Source organism: Peterkaempfera griseoplana (assembly GCF_001418575.1).
GTDB lineage: Bacteria > Actinomycetota > Actinomycetes > Streptomycetales > Streptomycetaceae > Peterkaempfera > Peterkaempfera griseoplana.
The window spans coordinates 1-18,249 of record NZ_LIQR01000306.1 but is presented as its reverse complement, the minus strand read 5'-3'; the positions used below and the strand labels follow the sequence as shown (position 1 = coordinate 18,249).

Genomic DNA, 18,249 nt, shown 5'->3' with positions numbered 1-18,249 from the left:
ATTCCCGGCGATCAGTCCAGCGCCGCAGGTGTGAGCTGCGTCGACCCCGTACGAACCACCCCGCCGGAGGACGCCGCGGTGAGTCCCGCGGCGGGCCGTGCCACCAGCAGGCCCCGCAGCCACAGCAGCACCAGGAATGCCGCCCCGGTGCCCGCCACGGGGACCAGGAAGCCCGCCCAGGCACCCGACGAGTCGGCAAGCTCGCCCGCCGCCGTGGAACCCGCGGCCAGCCCCAGCCCGATGGCACCGGTGAGCCAGGTGAAGGCCTCCGTCTTGGCCCCGTCCGGCACCAGAGACTCCACCAGGGTGTAGCCGGTGATCAGCGTCGGAGCGACGGCCAGTCCGCAGACCAGGCCGCCGGCCGCCAGCGTGCCCAGACCGGGCAGCGCCCAGAGTGTGGAGCAGCCCAGCACCAGCAGCAGATAGGACGCCAGCATTCGCTGCTGCGCCGACCGCTGCCACCGCACCGCCCCGTAGAGGGCTCCGGCCACCATGCTGCCGCAGGCGAAGACGCCGTAGACGGTTCCGCTCATCCCCGGCCGTCCGGCCTGTTCGGCGAAGGCGGTCATCGACACCTGCACGGCGCCGAAGACCGAACCGACCCCGAGGAAGGCGAAGGCCAGCAGCCGCAACCCGGGCACCGTCAGCGCCGAGGCGTGCCGGGTGCCGGCCGCCGGGCGCGGTGCGGGGGCGCTGCGGCGCCGCGCCGCGAAGGCCAGCCCTCCGGCCGCGGTCAGTGCGGCCTCCGCGACCAGCCCGGCCGCCGGAGCGACGGCGGTGCAGAGGGCGGTGGCGATCACCGGGCCGATCACGAAGGTGAACTCGTCCGTCACCGACTCGAAGGCGAAGGCCGTGCCCAGCAGCGGTCCGCCCTCCAGCCGCGCCACCCAGCGGGCCCGCACCATGGCGCCGATCTGCGGCACCGTCGCGCCCGCACCGGCGGCCGCGCTGAACAGCGCCCACACCGGGGCCCGCCCGAGGGCCAGTGCGACCAGCGCCGCCACCGAGGCGGCGTGCAGCAGTACGCCGGGCACCAGCACCGCCGCCTGTCCGCGCCGGTCCGCCAGCCGGCCCGTCTGCGGCCCGACCAGGGCCTGGGCCACCGCGGACACGGCGGCGACGGTGCCCGCGGTGCCGTAGGAGCCGTGGGTGTGGTGCACCAGCAGCACCACTCCCAGGCTGAGCATGGCGTAGGGCAGCCGGGCCGCGAAGGCGGGGACGAGGAACGTCCAGGCGCCGGGGGTGCGCAGCAGCGGGCCGTAGCCCGTTCCGTCGACCGTTCGGCGAGCCGTCACGGTCGGTCCTTCCCGCTGCCTGGTAGCACGCCTGAGGGCATGAGAAAACCCCGGGCGCACCGAGAGCCGTCCTCGGGTGCGTCGACCGGGGTAGATACCTGGCCCGCCGGGGGCCACGGCCGCCGAGCGGTCGCGCCGGCTCTGCATCAGGCAGATGTTGCAGAGTCCAGTCGTGTGGATTGATCCAGGACATGGTACCGGGACGGCCCCACAGGCAGGCCGGCCGCCGGCCCGGCGGCGGGCGGACCGGACGGCGGGCGGGACCGGACGGCGGGCGGGACCGGACGGGGGCGGATCAGACGGCGGGCAGTGCCGCCGTGAAGGCGGCGGCGCGGCGGGTGATCTCCGCCCAGTCCCCGGCCGCCACGGCGCCGGGCGGCACCACGTCGGTGCCGGCGCAGACGGCCAGCGCGCCCTGGGACAGGAAGTCCCCGGCGTTGTCCGCGTTCACCCCGCCCGAGGCGACCAGGGGGACGCCCGGGTAGGGCCCCGCGAGGTCGCGCAGATAGCGCGGTCCGAAGGCACGGGCGGGGAAGATCTTGACCGCGGAGGCGCCCAGGTCCACCGCCTGGGCGACCTCGGTGGGGGTGAGTGCTCCCAGGACGGCGGGTGCCCCCGCCCGCTGCGCGGCCCCGGCGACCTCGGGCCGGCAGCCGGGGGTGACCAGGAACCCCGCTCCGGCGTCCAGTACGGCCGCCGCCTGGGCGGCGGTCAGCACCGTCCCCGCGCCGATCCGGCAGCCCGGGCCGGCCGCGCCTGCGGCGCGCAGCAGCGCCGGCAGCCCGGGTGTGGTGCAGGTGAACTCCACCCAGTGGATCCCTCCGGCGGCCAGCGCCGCGCAGAGCGCCGCCGGATCAGGTACCGCCGGGGCCCGGACGACCGCGATCACGCGGTCGGCGGCGAGCCCTGCGAGCCCGGGGTCCGCGGGGCGCCCGGGGAACGCCGTGGGTGTGATCTCCGAAGGCCGTGCGGTCGGTGCGCTCGGTATGGCCGCTTCGCTCGGTTCGGTCGGTGCGCTCGGTTCGGTCGGTCGTGCGGTCACCGTGGTCCGGTCCCTTCGTCGGTACGGCGCAGGGTGCGCCCGGGCAGGGCGCCGGTGGGGCGCCCGTCGTCGACCACGGCGGTGCCGCCCACCAGCACCTGGTGGATCCCGGCGGCGCGCCGCCTGGGGTGGTCGAAGGTGGCGGTGTCGGCGACCGTGTCCGGGTCGAGGAGCACCAGGTCGGCGTCGTAGCCGGGGCGTACCAGCCCGCGGCGCAGCAGCCGCAGCCGCCGGGCGGGCCGTCCGGTCATCCGGGCCACCGCCCCCTCCAGGGTGAGGACGCCCAGCTCCCGTACGTAACGGCCGAGATAGCGGGGGAAGGTGCCCCAGGCCCGGGGGTGCGGCCGGTCGCCCATCAGCAGTCCGTCGCTGCCGGCGGTGTGCGCGGGGTGCCGCATCACCGCGCGGACGTTCTCCTCATGGCCGACGTGCTGCAGGATCGTGGTCCCCAGCCGGTCGGCCAGCAGCAGGTCCAGGAAGACCGTGGTGCCGTCCAGGCCCTGCCGGCGGGCCAGCTCGGCGACGGTGGCTCCCACCGTCCCGGCGAGGGCCGGGTCCTGGACGCCCGAGATCTGGACGGTCGCCCAGTCGGCGACCACCCCGTGGCAGCCGTCGCTGCCGGTGACCTCCATGGCGTGGCGGATGCGCTGCCGCGCGGCGGGGTCGCGCAGCCGGGCCAGGGTGGTGTCGGGGCCGCCCTCGCCCGCCCAGCTGGGCAGCAGCGCGGCCAGGGTGGTGGAGCCCGGCAGATAGGGGTAGCTGTCCAGGGTCAGGTCCACGCCGTCGGCGAGCGCCGCGTCCAGCAGGGCCAGCAGCTCGTCCGCGCGGCCCGCGTTGACCTCGAAGTTCATGGTGGTGTGGGCGAGGTGGAGGGCGCAGCCGGAGCGGCGGGAGACCTCCACCATCTCGGCGTACCCCTCCAGCGCGCCCGCGCCGTAGGACCGCTGGTGGGGGCAGTGGTAGCCGCCGTGGGCCGCCACCACCGCGCAGAGCGCCACCAGCTCCTCGGTACCGGCGTACATGCCCGGGGTGTAGCTGAGCCCGCTGGACATCCCGACGGCCCCCTCCCGCAGGCCGTCCGCGACCAGTTGCCGCATCCGGTCCAGCTCGGCGGGGGCCGCCGGACGGTCGTCCCAGCCCATGGCGAGCATCCGCACCGAGCCGTGCGGCACCAGGTAGCAGGCGTGGACGGCGATCCCGGAGCGGTCCAGCCGGTCCAGGTAGCCGCCGACGGTGCGCCAGTCCCAGTCGAAGCCCTCGGGGTCGCCGTTCCAGCCGGCGAGCTGGCGGCGCAGGGCGGCCAGGGTGCGGTCGTCGACGGGTGCGTACGACAGGCCGTCCTGGCCCAGGACCTCGCAGGTGACGCCCTGGGTCACCTTGGCCTCGTGGCCGGGTTCGGCCAGCAGCCGCAGGTCGGAGTGGGCGTGCATGTCGATGAAGCCCGGGGTCAGCACCAGCCCGGTGGCGTCCACGACACGGGCGCCGCCGCCCCGTCCGGGGGCGGTGACGTCGGTGATCACCGACCCGGTCACCGCCACGTCCGCGGGACGGCGGGGGGCGCCGCTGCCGTCGATCAGGGTGGCGCCGCGGAAGACCGTGCCGGCCGCCATCAGAAGAACGTCCTGATCAGGTCGACCACCTGCGGCCGGGCGCTGTCGGCCGAGTCCAGCACCGGGATGAGCGACCACTTGTCGAAGGCCGTGCAGGGGTGCGAGAGGCCCAGCCGCAGCACCTCGCCCACCTCCACCTGGGCGTCCCGCAGAAAGGCGTGCTGGTCGTTGACGGCGGTGATGCGGCCCGCCGTCAGCGGTCCGCGACCGCGTACCAGCTGCGGCATCGGCAGGCCCTCGTCGTACGGCAGGTCGCGCTTGCCGCCGTCCAGCAGCGCCAGTGCGGGCTCCGGCCGGGAGACGACCCTGGCCCAGCCGTGCATGGCGGAGCGGAAGGGGCGCGGGCCCGCTCCCCGGGCGAGGGGGGAGACCGAGTGGTAGAAGCCGTCGTCGTGGACCAGATAGGCGCCGGACCGCAGGACCACCCGGGTGTTGCCGTGCTCCCCGGCCAGCGGGCCCAGCACCTCCGCGACCAGGTCGAAGTAGGCGCTGCCGCCCGCGGTGACCAGTTCCTCCCCGGCGCCGTCCAGCAGTCCGCCGGAGCGCAGCCGGCGGTGCAGCCCGGCCAGTTCGCGCAGATAGCGCTGCACGGTGGCGAGCGCGCCGGCGCCCGCATCGTGCGCGAGGGCGCCCTCGTATCCGCTCACACCGGTGAGCTGCAGGGTCGGGGCGCGGTCGACGGCGCGGGCGACGGCCATCGCCTGGTCCTGGTCCCGGCAGCCGGTGCGGCCGCCCGGCGCGCCCAGCTCCACGCAGACCTCGACCGGCCGCTCGGCGCCGGCGTTGCGCAGTGCGGCGTCCATCAGGGCGACGGACTGTTCGCTGTCCACCCAGGAGATGAAGCGGAAGGCCGGGTCGCGGTCCAGTTCGGCGGCCAGCCAGGCCAGTCCGGCGGGGTCCAGCAGGGTGCCGGCGAGCTGGATCCGGCGCAGGCCGAAGGCCCGGCCGACGTGCAGCTGGGGCAGGTTGGCCAGAGTGATGCCCCAGCAGCCCGCGGCCAGCTGCCGCTGCCAGAGCGCGGGGGCCATGGTGGTCTTGCCGTGCGGGGCGAGTTCCACGCCCGCGGTGGCGCACCAGGCGGCCATGGTGGCCAGGTTGTGGTGGAGCGCCGCTGCGTCCAGGGTCAGCAGCGGGGTGCCCAGGTCGTCCAGCGCGGGGCCGGTCGCGAGGTAGTCGGCGACGGTGCGGCCCCAGGCGGCGGCGGGCACCGCCTTGAAGCACCAGTCCAGTCGTTCCTGTGCCAGCGCGGCCACCCGGGGGCCGTCGATCCCCTCCGTCACCACGGGCCCACTTCCATTCTGAGCTGCACAGTTGCGATATGTGCAACCCCTGTTGCGCTGTCTGTCTGCCGGGATCTAACCTCAGGGACCGGCGACGGTCAACGGGCCGCGCAGCAGTGCCCGCCCACCCGAGGGGAGAAGCACCCGTGGAGGAGCGCACGCGGGGAGGTGCCCCGGCCGCGGTGTGCGTGGGCGAGTCGATGGCGGTACTGGTCGCCGACCGGCCGGGTCCGCTGGAGCGGGTGCCCGCCTTCCACCGCACCGTGGGAGGAGCCGAATCCAATGTCGCCGCCGCGCTCGCGGCGCTCGGCATACCCGCCGCCTGGATCGGCGCGGTCGGCGCCGACGGGCTGGGCCGCCACCTCACGGCCGAGATCGCCGCCCGCGGCGTCGACACCTCGGCCGTCACCGTCGACCCCCACCGCCCCACCGGCCTCTACCTCAAGGAGATCGGCGGCACCGCCGACCCCCACGACGCGGGCCCCGGCCGCAGCCGGCCGCACTACTACCGCAGCGGTTCCGCCGCCTCCGCGCTGGGCCCCGCACTGCTGCAGGTCCCGGCCGCGGCCCGGCTGCTGGACGCCGCACCGCTGGTCCACCTCAGCGGCATCACCGCAGCCCTCTCGGACAGCTGCCTGGAGCTGGTCAGCGCACTGCTCGGACTGCGCCGCCCCGGACGGGCCGTCAGCTTCGACCTCAACTGGCGCCCGGCGCTGTGGCGTGACCGCGACCCTGCGGTGCTGCCGGCGCTGCTGGACCGCGCCGACGTGGTCCTGCTGGGCGCGGACGAGGCCGCGGTCGCCCTCGGCACCGGCGACCCGGCCGCGCTGCGCCGCCTGCTCCCGTCCCCGGCCGTCCTGGTGGTCAAGGACGCCGAGCACACCGCGGTCGCCGTGGCCCGCGACGGCACCGCGGTCACCCAGCCGGCGCTGAGGGTGGAGGTGGCGGAGGCCACCGGCGCGGGCGACGCGTTCGCCGCCGGCTATCTGGCGGGTCTGCTGCGGCGACTGGACCAGCGCAGCCGGCTGCGTCTCGGTCATCTCTGCGCCGCCACGGCCCTCACCGTCCCCGGCGACCACGCCACCCCGCCGCCGGCGGTCGTACGGAGCGCCCTGCTCGCCGCCACCGACGCCGACTGGTCGGCCACCCGCGTCACCCCGGCCGGCCTCACCTCCCCGGCGGTCCCCGGATGACCCCCGTGGCCCGGGCGGTGCCGCACCGTCGCACCGGGGTCCATGTCGCCGGGCGCTCCGGCGGGCGGCAGGATGGCCGCTGATGAGACCGACACCCCCTCCCGCCGGTGAGACCGCCGCAGGGACCGCCGGAGGCCCCCGATGAGCCAGACCGTGGAGCGCGCCATGCGGCTGCTGCGCGAACTGGGCGACGGCGACCGCACCCTGGACGAGCTCGCCGCGGTGCTGGGCGTGCACAAGACCACCGCGCTGCGCCTGCTGCGTCCGATGGAGGACGAGCGGGTGGTGCAGCGGGACGCCGCGCACCGCTACCGCCTGGGCCCGCAGCTGTTCGCGCTGGCCGGTCTGGCGCTGGAGCGGCGCGGTGTACGCGCGGTCGCCGCGCCCCGTCTGGCGGAGCTGAATGCCGAGACCGGCCAGACCGTCCATCTGGCCGCCTATGAGGGCGGCGAGGTGGTCTACATCGACAAGTACGACTCCCGGCATCCGGTGCGGATGTACTCCCGGATCGGCCTGCGGGCCCCGCTGCACTGCGCCGCCGTCTCCAAGGTGCTGCTGGCGGACCTGCCGGAGGGCGAGCGGCGGCGGGTGGCGGCCGGGATCGACTATGTGCCGTTCACCGCCAACACGCTGACCACCCCGAAGGCGCTGCTGGCGGAGCTGGCCGAGGTGCGCGGCCGGGGGTGGGCGGCGGACCGGGCCGAGCACGAGTCCTTCCTCAACTGCATCGCCGCTCCCGTCCGGGACGCCACGGGCCGGGTGATCGCGGCGGTGTCCATCTCGGTGCCCGATCTGGTGCTGCCGTACGAGCGGGTGCGGGAGCTGCTGCCCCGGCTGCTCGCCACCGCCGACGCGGTCTCCGCCGACTGCGGCCTGGCGCCGTCCCGTACCCACGACCCCGAACACCCACCGAGGAGAGAGCGGCAGTGAACGAGAAGACCGGGAAGACCGAGATCCGCACGGCCGGCGCCCCCGCCCCCGCCTGGGTGTTCTCCCAGGGGGTCCGCAAGGGCCCGCTGCTGCAGGTGTCCGGCCAGGGGCCGCAGGACCCGGAGACCGGGGCCTATCTGCACCCGGGCGACGTCCGGGCGCAGACCCGGCGCACGCTGGAGAACGTCCGGGCGGTGCTGGAGGCGGGCGGCGCCTCTGTGGAGGACGTGTTGATGTTCCGCGTGTACCTGACCAGGAGGGAGGACTTCGGCCCGATGAACGAGGTGTACGGGGAGTTCGTCGCCGAGCATGTCCCGTCCGGCGTGCGGCCCTGCCGGACCACGGTCTTCGTGGAGCTGCCGCACGAGGCGATGCTGGTGGAGATCGACGCCCAGGCCGCGGTGGACTGACGGTCCGTCAGTCCTGCGTGCCGAGCCAGTCGGCCAGCTTGCCGCCGCGGTCGACGGCGCGCAGCCGGCGCTCGGCCGCGTCGCGGACCTGGTCGGTGGAGACCACCAGCAGCTCGTCCGCGGGTGCCAGCACGGTCGCGCGGTCGGGGACGAAGCTGCGGCCCTCCCGGACGACCAGGGTGACGGCGGCGCCGGTGGGCAGCCGCAGTTCGCTGATCTCCACACCGACCATCCGGGAGCCGGGGCGCAGCGCCACCGAGAGCAGATGCCCGTGGAGCTTCTCCAGCGGCGCCGACTCGATGCCGAGGTCCTCCCCCAGGGCCAGCTCGGCGACCTTGAGGCGCCGGGCCACCCAGGGCAGGGTCGGGCCCTGCAGCAGGGTGAAGCCCACCACCAGCAGAAAGACCACATTGAACACCTGGCGGGCGCCGGACACCCCGGCCGTCAGCGGGATGGTGGCCAGCACGATGGGCACCGCGCCGCGCAGTCCGGCCCAGCTGAGCAGCGCCTTCTCACGCCAGGAGTAGCGGAACGGGGCGGTGCTCAGCAGCACGGACAGCGGCCGGGCGACGAAGACCAGCACCAGTCCGGCGACCAGGGCGGGCAGCACCGCGGAACGCATGGTGTGCGGGGTGGCGAGCAGTCCCAGCAGCACGAACAGGCCGATCTGGGCGACCCAGGCCAGCCCGTCGGCGAAGCCCCGTACGGCGGGGCCGTGCGGCAGCCGGGCGTTGCCGAGGAGGACCGCGGCGATGTAGACGGCGAGGAAGCCGGAGCCGTGCAGCAGGGCGGCGCCCGCGTAGGCCAGCACCACCAGGGCCAGGACCGCGATGGGGTACAGGCCGGAGGCGGGCAGGGCGACCCGCCGCAGTCCCTGGGCGCCCAGCCAGCCCACTGCCAGGCCGACCACCACGCCGATGGCGAGCTCGGCCAGGATGGTGCCGAGTATCACGTACCAGGCCTCCTGCGGCCGGGAGGCGAACGCCACCACCAGGATGACCACCGGGGCGTCGTTGAAGCCGGACTCCGCCTCCAGCAGCCCGGTGACCCGCCGGGGCAGCGGCACCCGGCGCAGCACGGAGAAGACCGCCGCCGCGTCGGTGGAGGCGACCACGGCGCCGATCAGCAGGGCGAGCCGCCAGTCGATCCCCACCAGCCAGTGGGCACCCGCCGCCGTCACGAGGACGCTGACCCCGACGCCCACGGTGGCGAGGGCGCCCGCGGCGGAGAGGCTGGGCCGGATGTCCTGCCACTTGGTGCCGAGACCGCCCTCGGCGAGGATCACCACCAGTGCGGCGTAGCCCAGGACCTGGGTGAGCGCGGCGCCGTCGTACTCGATTCCGAGGCCGTCCTGGCCTATCGCCACGCCGATGCCGAGATAGAGCAGCAGGCTGGGGAGGCCGGTGCGGGTGGCGAGCCGGACGGCCACCATGGCGACGATCATGATGGCCGAGAAGACCAGCAGCAGGAGGTTGAGGCGGTCGACAGTCACGCAGTGGCACCCCGCTGGGAAGAGGATCCTTATACAGCCTAAGAGTTTACCTTCTCTTTGTACTGCGGGGAACGGTCACCCGGGCCCGGTAATCTCCCTCTGACCCCGCATGCCTACCGGTTCCCCCGACCGACCTAGGGTGGGGCCCAGGCCGGCGCACCCGGACGGTACGCCGAAGAGGACCTCTGCCAAGGACACCGATGCCCCGCTCGAAGAAGTTCCGGCGCGCCCGCCTGATCGTGATCGTGCTGGCCGTGCTGCTCGTCGCCGGTGCCACCACCGGCGGTTGGTTCGGCGTGCGGACCGTCCGCGCCTCGTACCCGCAGGTGACCGGCAGTGTGCCGGTGGCCGGCCTGTCCGGGCCGGTCGATGTGCTGCGCGACGCCAACGGCATCCCGCAGCTCTACGCCGACACCCCCGAGGACCTCTTCCGCGCCCAGGGCTACGTCCATGCCCAGGACCGCTTCTGGGAGATGGACGTCCGGCGCCACATCACCGCGGGCCGGCTGTCGGAGATGTTCGGCAAGAGCCAGATCGAGACCGACTCCTTCCTGCGCACCATGGGCTGGGCCAGGGTCGCGCAGCAGGAGTACGACACCAAGCTCTCCGCGACCACCAAGAAGTACCTCCAGGCCTACGCGGACGGCGTCAACGCCTGGCTCAAGGAGCACCCCGGCGGGGCGTCCGCATCCCTGGAGTACACCCTCCTCGGCGCGGTCAACAGCGGATACACGCCGGAGAAGTGGACGCCGGTCGACTCGGTGGCCTGGCTGAAGGCGATGGCCTGGGACCTCAGCGGCAACATGCAGGACGAGATCGACCGGTCCCTGCTGAGCGAGGACTTCACCTCCCAGCAGATCAAGCAGATGTACCCGGACTACCCGTACGACCGCAACGGCACCATTCTGCGGACCGGCACCGTCAGCCCCCGGGGGAACTACCTCCCGGCCGACGCCGCGCCGGCCGGGTCCCCCGGCGCCGCCGCAAGCGGCACCTCGCAGGCCCGCGCCCAGGTCGCCGGGCTGCTGAAGTCGCTCTCCGGCACGGTGGACTCGGTGCCGCAGCTGCTCGGCCCGGCCGGCCAGGGCATCGGCTCCAACTCCTGGGTGGTCTCCGGCTCCCGGACCACCACCGGCAAGCCGCTGATGGCCAACGACCCGCACCTGGGCCCCGGGATGCCGTCCATCTGGTACCAGATGGGTCTGCATTGCCGCACCGTCGACGCCTCCTGCCCGTTCGACACGGCCGGGTACACCTTCTCCGGCATGCCGGGCGTGGTCATCGGCCACAACCAGAAGATCTCCTGGGGCTTCACCAACCTCGGGCCGGACGTGACCGACCTCTACCTGGAGAAGATCACCGGCACCGGCACCTACCTTCGCGACGGCAAGGACGTCCCGTTCGAGGTCCGCAAGGAGACCATCAAGGTGGCCGGCGGCAAGGACGTCGAGATCACCGTCCGGGAGACCAACAACGGCCCGCTGATCTCCGACCAGAGCCAGGACGACCAGCAGGTCGGCAAGTTCGCGCCGGTCGGCGACGCCGCCCCCGACCGCGGGGTCACCGGCTACGGCGTCGCCCTGAAGTGGACCGCGCTGACGCCCAACAAGACCATGGACGCGGTCTTCGAGCTCGACACCGCGACCAGCTTCACCCAGTTCCGGCAGGCCGCCTACGACTTCGCCGTCCCCGCGCAGAACCTGATCTACGCGGACACCGACGGCCACATCGGCTACCAGGCCCCGGGCCTGATCCCGATCCGCAACAAGGCCGACGACGGCACCTACCCGGCCCCGGGCTGGGACTCCGCGTACGACTGGAAGCCGAACTACATCCCCTTCAGGTCCCTGCCCTGGACCGAGGACCCCGCCGACGGCTACATCGTCACCGCCAACCAGGCCGTCGTCGACCAGAGCTACCCCTACCTGCTCACCAAGGACTGGGAGTACGGCACCCGCGCCAAGCAGATCACCGACCTGCTCGGCGCCAAGCTGAAGAACGGCGCCAAGATCTCCCCGGACGACATGCAGGACATCCAGCTGGACAACACCAGCGTCATGGCCAAGTCCCTGGTCCCCTACCTGTTGAAGATCAACATCAAGGACGGCTACGTCCGCCAGGCCCAGGACCTGCTGAAGGACTGGAACTACCACCAGGACTCGGGCTCGGCCGCCGCTGCCTACTACAACGGCGTCTGGCGCAACCTGCTGCTGCGGGCCTTCGGTGACAAGTTCCCGGCCGACCTGAGGGCCGAGGGCGACTGCCAGCTGGTCGAGCAGAAGACCGACGACACCCTCCCCGACGACGCGGTGGGCGGCAAGCCCAAGCTGGTCCAGGAGTGCGGCACCCGCGAGCCCGCCAAGGCGCAGCCCGACGGCGGCGACCGCTGGATGGAGGTCGTCCGGCAGATGCTGCAGAGCCCGGACAGCTCCTGGTGGGACTACACCGACGCCTACGGCAGGGTCCACCACGGGCGTGACGCGCTGCTGCTGCAGGCCATGACCGACGCCCGCCAGGAGCTGACCTCCAAGCTCAGCAAGGACGTCTCCACCTGGAGCTGGGGCCGGCTGCACACGCTGACCCTCAAGGAGCAGACGATGGGCAGCGACGAGTCCTCCATCGCCTCCGGGGTGGTCCACAAGCTGCTCAACCGGGGCCCGTACCAGCTCTCCGGCGGCTCCGCCGCGGTGGACGCCACCGGGTGGAACGCAGCGGCCGGGTACCAGGTCGACTGGATCCCCTCGATGCGGATGGTCGTCGACCTCAGCAACTTCGACGCCTCACGCTGGATCAACGTAGGCGGTGCCTCCGGCCACGCCTACCACCCCAACTACAACGACCAGACCCAGCTGTGGGCGGACGGACAGCTGCTGCCGTGGGCCTTCTCCGCCGACGCGGTGAAGAAGACCCTCAAGGACCACCTGGTCCTCACCCGGGGCTGACCCCCGCCCCTGCGGGGGTGAACCCGCACCACTGAGCCCGGCCCGGGAGCACCCGGGCCGGGCTCAGCCGAAGGTGCGGACGCCCGACGGGGTCACCGCGGCGCTGACCGCGCGGTCGTGCGGCTCCGCCGGTACGGACTCCAGCAGCTCCCCGTCGTACAGCAGCGTCACCAGCCGCGCCGCGGACCCGGCCGCGGCCAGCCGGGCCAGCACCCGGTCGTAGCTGCCCCCGCCGCGCCCCAGGCGCAGGCCCCGGCCGTCCACGGCCAGGCCGGGCAGCAGCACCAGGGCGGCCCCGCAGACCGCCTCCGGGCCGAGACGGGGCCCGGTGGGCTCCAGCAGGCCGCGGCCGGCCGGGGCCAGGCTCCCCGGGCCGTCGTAGACCGCCCAGTCCAGGTCGTTGTCCGGCAGCAGCACCGGCAGCAGCACCCGCACGCCCCGGGAGCGCAGCGCCTCCAGCAGCACCCGGGTGCCCGGCTCCGACCCCACCGAGACATAGGCGGCGACGGTCGCCGGGGCGCCGCCCTCCAGCAGTTCCAGGGCGCGGCCGGCCAGCAGCCGGGCCGCGGTGCGGCGCTCCTCGGGCGGCAGGGCACGCCGCCGCGCCAGCAGGCGTGACCTCAGGGCGGTCTTCTCGTTGTCCATGAATGGTCCGGTGTTCTCGCGGTCGGGCGTGCGTGCGGTCGGTCGGGTGTGCGGCCGGGCGTATGAGGCTGCGGGCGGTCGCGTGGCCGCGTACGGAAGCCAGTCTGCACAGGAGGGCGGCGGTATGAGCGGCGAGGTGCTGGTACGGGCCCTGGCGCTGCTCAGCCTGCCCGTCACCACCGCCGCCGCGACGCTGGCCGTGGCGGCGCTGCGGATGCGGCGCAGGCACCGGGCGGCCGTGGAGCGGGCGGCCGAACTGCAGCGCCGGGTGCTGCGGCTGGAGAAGGCCCGCTCCGTCCTGGAGCGCACCGCCGTCACCGACCCCCTGACCGGGGTCGGCAACTACCGCCATCTGCAGCTGACCCTGGACCGCGAGGTCGCCCGCCATCTGCGCGGCGGCCGGCCGCTGGCGGTGCTGCTGCTGGAGGTCGGCGGCTTCGAGGCGATCTATGCGGCGCACGGCCGCCCCCGCGGCCACGCGGCGCTCCGTGACCTGGCCCAGCGTCTGGCGGTGGAGATCCGCCGTTCTGACGCATTGGGCCGCTACGGAGGCGAGGAGTTCCTGGTCGTGCTGCCGGACACCGGAGCCGAGGGTGCCGCCCAGGTCGCCGAGCGGCTCCGCTGGACGGTGCGGCGTCACCTGCTGCAGCTCCCGGAGCACACCGCCGGCCGCCCGGCGCCGGACGAGGCCGGCAACGGCCTCACCGCCACGGTGGGGATCGCCGTGCTGCCCGTGGACGGGAACCATGCGGCCACCCTGCTGCGGGCCGCCGACCGGGCCCTGGCGGAGGCCAGGCGGGCCGCCGCCGACGGCAGCGCCACGGCGGCGGACGGCGCACTCACTCCCACGGTGGATCCAGACCGCGCTCAGCTGGGAGTTTCCGCACCTCAGTAGAGTCTGCGGTATGACCAACGCCCGTCCTCACATCACCAAGGCCGTGGTGCCCGCCGCCGGCCTCGGTACCCGCTTCCTCCCCGCGACCAAGGCGACGCCCAAGGAGATGCTGCCGGTAGTCGACAAGCCGGCCATCCAGTACGTGGTGGAGGAGGCCTCAGCCGCAGGCCTCTCCGATGTGCTCATGATCACAGGCCGTAACAAGCGCGCGCTTGAGGACCACTTCGACCGCAACTACGAGCTCGAGGAGCAGCTCACCCGCAAGGGCGACGAGGCCAAGCTGGAGCGGGTCCGCGAGTCCAGCGCCCTGGCCACCATGCACTACGTCCGCCAGGGAGACCCCAAGGGCCTCGGCCACGCGGTCCTCTGCGCCGAGCAGCACGTGGCGGGTCAGCCGTTCGCGGTACTGCTCGGGGACGACCTGATCGACCCCCGGGACCCGCTGCTCTCCCGCATGATCGACGTCCAGCGGACCCTCGGCGGCTCGGTGGTCGCCCTGATCGAGGTCGACCCGGAGCAGATCCACCTCTACGGCTGCGCCGCGGTCAAGCCCATAGCCTGGGAGGGCACCGACGGCGACGGCGAGGTGGTCCAGATCACCGATCTGGTGGAGAAGCCCGACAGCGCCGACGCCCCCTCGAACTACGCGGTCATCGGCCGCTATGTGCTCGACCCGGCGGTCTTCGACGTGCTGCACGACACCGCGCCCGGACGGGGCGGTGAGATCCAGCTCACCGACGCGCTGCGCACCCTCGCGGGCCGGGGCTCCGCCGAGGGCGGTCCGGTGCACGGCGTGCTGTTCAAGGGCCGCCGCTACGACACGGGTGACCGCGCCGACTATCTCCGCGCTATCGTCCGGCTGGCGTGCGAGCGTGAGGATCTGGGCCCGGACTTCCGTGCCTGGCTCCAGGACTTCGTGGGCACGGAGCTGACGGTGTAGCGGACGGCGGGAGTGGCGAGGCGATGACAGGGTCCACGGCGGGTCCAGGGCACAGCGGTCCTTCGGACGGGGGTACGGCCGTGGGCCCGGCCGCCGGGCAGGCCCCGCCGCCGCAGGCCGCCCGGATGTGGTCGGTCGACGAGCACCTCGCCGACGTGCTGGCGGCCGTCCGGCCGCTGGCCCCGGTGGAGCTGCCGCTGCTGGACGCGCAGGGGTGCCTGCTGGCCGAGGACATCGTGGCCGAGGGCGATCTGCCGCCGTTCGACAACAGCTCCATGGACGGCTACGCGGTGCGCACCGCCGACACCCACGGCGCCACCGAGCGCTATCCGTCGGTGCTGGCGGTCGTCGGCGACATCGCCGCGGGCCCCGGTGAGCTGCCCAGGATCCTCTCCGGGCAGACCGCTCGGATCATGACCGGCGCCCCGCTGCCCCCGGGCGCGGAGGGCGTCGCCCCGGTGGAGTGGACGGACGGCGGCAGCGGCCTGGCCGCTGCCGCGGACCGGATGGCCGCCGGCGCCTCCGCCGAGGTGCAGGTGTTCCGCCCGGTGGAGGCCGGCGCCCACATCCGCCGCCGCGGCAGCGACGTCACCGGCGGCGACACCGTGCTCACCGCGGGATCGGTGCTGGGCCCCACCCGGATCGGGCTGCTGGCCGCCATCGGCCGCGCCACCGTGCGGGTCTGCCCGCGCCCGAGGGTGGCGGTGCTCTCCACCGGCAGCGAGCTGGTACCGCCGGGAGAGCCGGTCGGTCCCGGGCAGATCTCCGAGTCCAACAGCTACGCCCTGACCGCGGCCGCCCGTGAGGCGGGAGCGGTCGCCCACCGGATCGGCGCGGTCCCCGACGACCCCGAGCGGCTGCGGGCGGTGCTGGAGGAGCAGGTGGGCCAGGTCGACCTGGTCGTCACCAGCGGCGGGGTCAGCGTCGGCGCGTACGACGTGGTCAAGCAGGTGCTGGAGCAGTACGGCGAGGTGGACTTCCGGCGGCTGCGGATGCAGCCCGGCAAGCCGCAGGGGTTCGGCCGGATCGGTCCCGGCGCCGGGATCCCGCTGCTGGCGTTGCCGGGCAACCCGGTGAGCGCCTACATCTCCTTCGAGCTCTTCGTCCGGCCCGCGATCCGCGCGATGGCGGGCGCCGGGCAGGTGCACCGGCCGACGGCCAGGGCGGTCTGCACGGCCTCGCTGCGCTCGCCCGCCGGGCGCCGCCAGTTCCTGCGCGGCAGCTACCGGGCCCCGGCCCCCGGCAGCGGCGGGCCGGGCACGGTGGCCCCGGTCGGCGGCGCGGGATCGCACCTGGTGGGGCCGCTGGCGCAGGCCAACTGCCTGATCGTGCTGGGGGAGGAGACCACCGCGACCGACCCCGGTGCGCTGCTGGACGTGGTCCTGCTGGAGGAGCCCTCGCGTTGACCCGGAGCGGGCCGGGTACGGTAGCGCCCGCACCCCGTACCTTCGACCGGCCGACCGCGCGACTGGAGAGCACGTGACCGCGAACCCGACAGGCGGCCCCCCGGCCGACCGCCTCACCCATGTCGACGAGACGGGTGCGGCCCGCATGGTCGACGTCTCGGAGAAGGCCACCACCGTGCGGACCGCCACGGCGTCCGGGCGGGTGCTGGTCTCCGCGCGGGTGGTGGAACTGCTGCGCGGCGAGGGCGTACCCAAGGGTGACGCCCTGTCGGTGGCCCGGATCGCCGGGATCATGGGGGCCAAGCGGACCCCCGACCTGATTCCGCTCTGCCACCCGATCGCGGTCTCCGGGGTGGCGGTCGACCTGGCCGTCGCGGACGACGCGGTGGAGATCACCGCCACCGTGCGGACCGCCGACCGCACCGGGGTCGAGATGGAGGCCCTGACTGCGGTCGCGGTGGCCGGGCTCACCGTGGTCGACATGGTGAAGGCGGTCGACAAGGGCGCGGTGATCGACGCGGTCCGGGTCGAGCGCAAGACCGGCGGCAGGAGCGGCGACTGGCACCGGGACGGCGCCCGGTGAGCTCTCCCGCAGGGGCCGCGGGGCGGGCCCTCGCCGTGACCGTCTCCAACCGCGCCTCGGCGGGTGTCTACCCCGACCGGGGCGGCCCCCTGCTGGCCGAGGGGCTGACCGCGCTGGGGTTCGCCGTCGACGGCCCCCGGGTCGTCCCCGACGGCGAACCCGTGGAGGAGGTCCTGCGGGAGGCTGTCGCGGCCGGGTACGACGTGGTGCTCACCACCGGCGGCACCGGGATCTCACCCACCGACCTGACCCCGGAGATGACCGCCCGGGTGATCGACCGTCCGGTGCCGGGGATCGCCGAGGCGATCCGGGCGTACGGGCGGGAGAAGGTCCCGACGTCGGTGCTCTCCCGTGGGCTGTCCGGCCTGGCGGGGCGCACCCTGATCGTCAACCTGCCGGGGTCCACCGGCGGGGTGCGGGACGGTCTGGCCGTCCTCGGGCCGCTGCTCGCCCATGCGGTGGACCAGGTGCGCGGGGGCGACCATCCGCGTCCCAGCGGACCGGAGGACGGGCTGCGGCAGCACCGGAGCATCCACTGAACGGCGGCTGGCCGGTGACCCTGGCCGAGGGCGACGTCGGCCTGCGGCCGATAAGGGTGCGCGACCAGAAGGCCTGGCGGGAGGTCAGCGGCCGCAACCGGGACTGGCTGCGGCGCTGGGAGGCCACCGTGCCGCCGCCTCCGCCGGGGCGGCTGGCGGGGCCCCGGCCGACGTTCCGGCAGATGGTGCGGTTCCTGCGGGCGGAGGCCTCGGCGGGCCGGATGCTGCCGTTCGTGGTGACCCACCGGGACGTCCTGGTCGGGCAGTTGACGGTGGGCGGCATCACCTGGGGGTCGATGTGCTCGGCCAACATCGGGTACTGGATCGACGAGGCGGTGGCCGGCCGGGGCATCATGCCGACCGCCGTGGCACTCGCCACCGACCACTGCTTCGGTGTGCTGGGGCTGCACCGCGTCGAGGTCTGCATCCGGCCCGAGAACCTGCCCAGCCGGCGGGTGGTGGAGAAACTGGGATTCCGCGAGGAGGGGATCCGGGAGCGCTATCTCCACATCGACGGGGACTGGCGCGACCACCTGGTCTACGTCCTCACCGCCGAGGAGGTGCCGGAGGGGATGCTGAACCGCTGGCGTGCGCTCCGGCAAGGCCGGGACCGGTAATTGAATGCATGTTCGAAATTGGTCTCAATAGCGTATCGACAGGTCGCCATTCCGCCATACAGACGCACAAATTAGTCGGAGAATCAGCTTGATCGTGCGACACACCGCCAGTAATTGGCGACAGCTGCGGCCCGCCACCCCTACGGTGTGAGACGTGAGCAGTAGCGGCCTCATCTACGCGGTGATCGTAGGGGCCTGGGCTGCCTATCTGGTGCCGATGTGGCTCCGCAGGCAGGACGAGCTCAATGAAGCGCGCCCGACGGAACGCTTCAGCACCGCCATCCGCCTGCTGTCGGGGCGGGCGGCGATGGAGCGTCGCATCACCCGGTCCCTGGACGATCGGAACGACGAGACACCCGCCGGCGAGGCGGAAGGTTCCTTCAGTGTGCCCGCCGAGAGCGACCGGCCCGCCGAGGCCGCCGCCCCCGCC

16 protein-coding genes and 1 pseudogene are annotated in these 18,249 nt (G+C 74.0%); 11 read left to right on the top strand and 6 right to left on the bottom strand.

What is annotated here, in order from left to right; translation table 11 throughout:
* Positions 1–11 precede the first annotated feature (11 nt).
* From AOK09_RS22665 to AOK09_RS22650, 4 genes are all read right to left on the bottom strand, one after another.
* The gene (locus AOK09_RS22665; RefSeq protein ID WP_055589067.1) at positions 12–1,295 is read right to left on the bottom strand and encodes an MFS transporter; all 1,284 of its coding nucleotides are present in this window, start codon (positions 1,293–1,295) and stop codon (positions 12–14) included.
* A 295-nt stretch (positions 1,296–1,590) separates the two neighbouring features.
* Positions 1,591–2,184: a bifunctional 4-hydroxy-2-oxoglutarate aldolase/2-dehydro-3-deoxy-phosphogluconate aldolase gene (locus AOK09_RS22660; protein ID WP_245687427.1), complete on the bottom strand. Its 594-nt coding sequence runs from the start codon at positions 2,182–2,184 to the stop codon at positions 1,591–1,593.
* 149 nt (positions 2,185–2,333) lie between these two features.
* Entirely contained in the window at positions 2,334–3,947 is a 1,614-nt protein-coding gene (locus AOK09_RS22655; RefSeq protein WP_055589066.1) for an N-acyl-D-amino-acid deacylase family protein, read from the bottom strand.
* Complete coding sequence (locus tag AOK09_RS22650; RefSeq protein WP_055589065.1) at positions 3,947–5,230, bottom strand: type III PLP-dependent enzyme domain-containing protein; 1,284 nt, start codon at positions 5,228–5,230, stop codon at positions 3,947–3,949. Before AOK09_RS22650 ends, AOK09_RS22655 begins: the two co-directional genes overlap by 1 nt.
* 143 nt (positions 5,231–5,373) lie before the next feature.
* Here AOK09_RS22650 and AOK09_RS22645 point away from each other — a divergent pair, with 143 nt between their 5' ends.
* The 3 genes from AOK09_RS22645 to AOK09_RS22635 all read left to right on the top strand — a co-directional run bounded on the left by AOK09_RS22645 (position 5,374) and on the right by AOK09_RS22635 (position 7,760).
* Positions 5,374–6,420, top strand: coding sequence for a sugar kinase (locus AOK09_RS22645; RefSeq protein ID WP_245687426.1), 1,047 nt, complete (start codon positions 5,374–5,376; stop codon positions 6,418–6,420).
* 141 nt (positions 6,421–6,561) lie between these two features.
* Positions 6,562–7,350: an IclR family transcriptional regulator gene (locus tag AOK09_RS22640; RefSeq protein ID WP_055589064.1), complete on the top strand. Its 789-nt coding sequence runs from the start codon at positions 6,562–6,564 to the stop codon at positions 7,348–7,350.
* Positions 7,347–7,760 (top strand): RidA family protein, encoded by a 414-nt coding sequence (locus AOK09_RS22635; protein ID WP_055589063.1) that lies wholly within the window; start codon positions 7,347–7,349, stop codon positions 7,758–7,760. The genes AOK09_RS22640 and AOK09_RS22635 overlap by 4 nt, the downstream gene beginning before the upstream one ends.
* A gap of 7 nt (positions 7,761–7,767) precedes the next feature.
* Here the strand turns inward: AOK09_RS22635 and AOK09_RS22630 are convergent, their stop codons facing one another.
* Positions 7,768–9,252: a potassium/proton antiporter gene (locus AOK09_RS22630; RefSeq protein WP_079063331.1), complete on the bottom strand. Its 1,485-nt coding sequence runs from the start codon at positions 9,250–9,252 to the stop codon at positions 7,768–7,770.
* 200 nt (positions 9,253–9,452) lie between these two features.
* On the opposite strand from AOK09_RS22630, the gene AOK09_RS22625 reads away from it, so the two are divergent.
* Positions 9,453–12,194 (top strand): penicillin acylase family protein, encoded by a 2,742-nt coding sequence (locus tag AOK09_RS22625; protein ID WP_055589061.1) that lies wholly within the window; start codon positions 9,453–9,455, stop codon positions 12,192–12,194.
* Between the two features lie 63 nt (positions 12,195–12,257).
* Here AOK09_RS22625 and AOK09_RS22620 read toward each other — a convergent pair whose 3' ends face one another.
* Complete coding sequence (locus AOK09_RS22620) at positions 12,258–12,839, bottom strand: 5-formyltetrahydrofolate cyclo-ligase (RefSeq protein WP_055589060.1); 582 nt, start codon at positions 12,837–12,839, stop codon at positions 12,258–12,260.
* A 124-nt stretch (positions 12,840–12,963) separates the two neighbouring features.
* Between AOK09_RS22620 and AOK09_RS22615 the strand changes: the two genes are divergently transcribed.
* The 7 genes and pseudogenes from AOK09_RS22615 to AOK09_RS22585 form a co-directional block, all read left to right on the top strand.
* Entirely contained in the window at positions 12,964–13,734 is a 771-nt protein-coding gene (locus AOK09_RS22615) for a GGDEF domain-containing protein (protein WP_055589059.1), read from the top strand.
* A 10-nt stretch (positions 13,735–13,744) separates the two neighbouring features.
* Positions 13,745–14,674 carry a UTP--glucose-1-phosphate uridylyltransferase gene (locus AOK09_RS22610; RefSeq protein WP_055589058.1) on the top strand — a complete coding sequence of 310 codons (930 nt, stop codon included), beginning with the start codon at positions 13,745–13,747 and terminating at the stop codon, positions 14,672–14,674.
* Positions 14,675–14,799: 125 nt separating this feature from the next.
* A complete protein-coding gene (glp, locus tag AOK09_RS22605) occupies positions 14,800–16,080 on the top strand; it encodes a molybdotransferase-like divisome protein Glp (RefSeq protein WP_055589079.1) in 1,281 nt (426 codons plus the stop codon).
* A 145-nt stretch (positions 16,081–16,225) separates the two neighbouring features.
* Positions 16,226–16,663 carry a cyclic pyranopterin monophosphate synthase MoaC gene (moaC, locus tag AOK09_RS22600; protein ID WP_107101418.1) on the top strand — a complete coding sequence of 146 codons (438 nt, stop codon included), beginning with the start codon at positions 16,226–16,228 and terminating at the stop codon, positions 16,661–16,663.
* A complete protein-coding gene (locus tag AOK09_RS22595) occupies positions 16,660–17,202 on the top strand; it encodes a MogA/MoaB family molybdenum cofactor biosynthesis protein (RefSeq protein WP_055589056.1) in 543 nt (180 codons plus the stop codon). The genes moaC and AOK09_RS22595 overlap by 4 nt, the downstream gene beginning before the upstream one ends.
* Before the next feature lie 14 nt (positions 17,203–17,216).
* The gene (locus AOK09_RS22590) at positions 17,217–17,819 is read left to right on the top strand and encodes a GNAT family N-acetyltransferase (protein WP_245687425.1); all 603 of its coding nucleotides are present in this window, start codon (positions 17,217–17,219) and stop codon (positions 17,817–17,819) included.
* 154 nt (positions 17,820–17,973) lie between these two features.
* Positions 17,974–18,249: pseudogene (locus AOK09_RS22585) on the top strand (hypothetical protein); the annotation flags it as partial.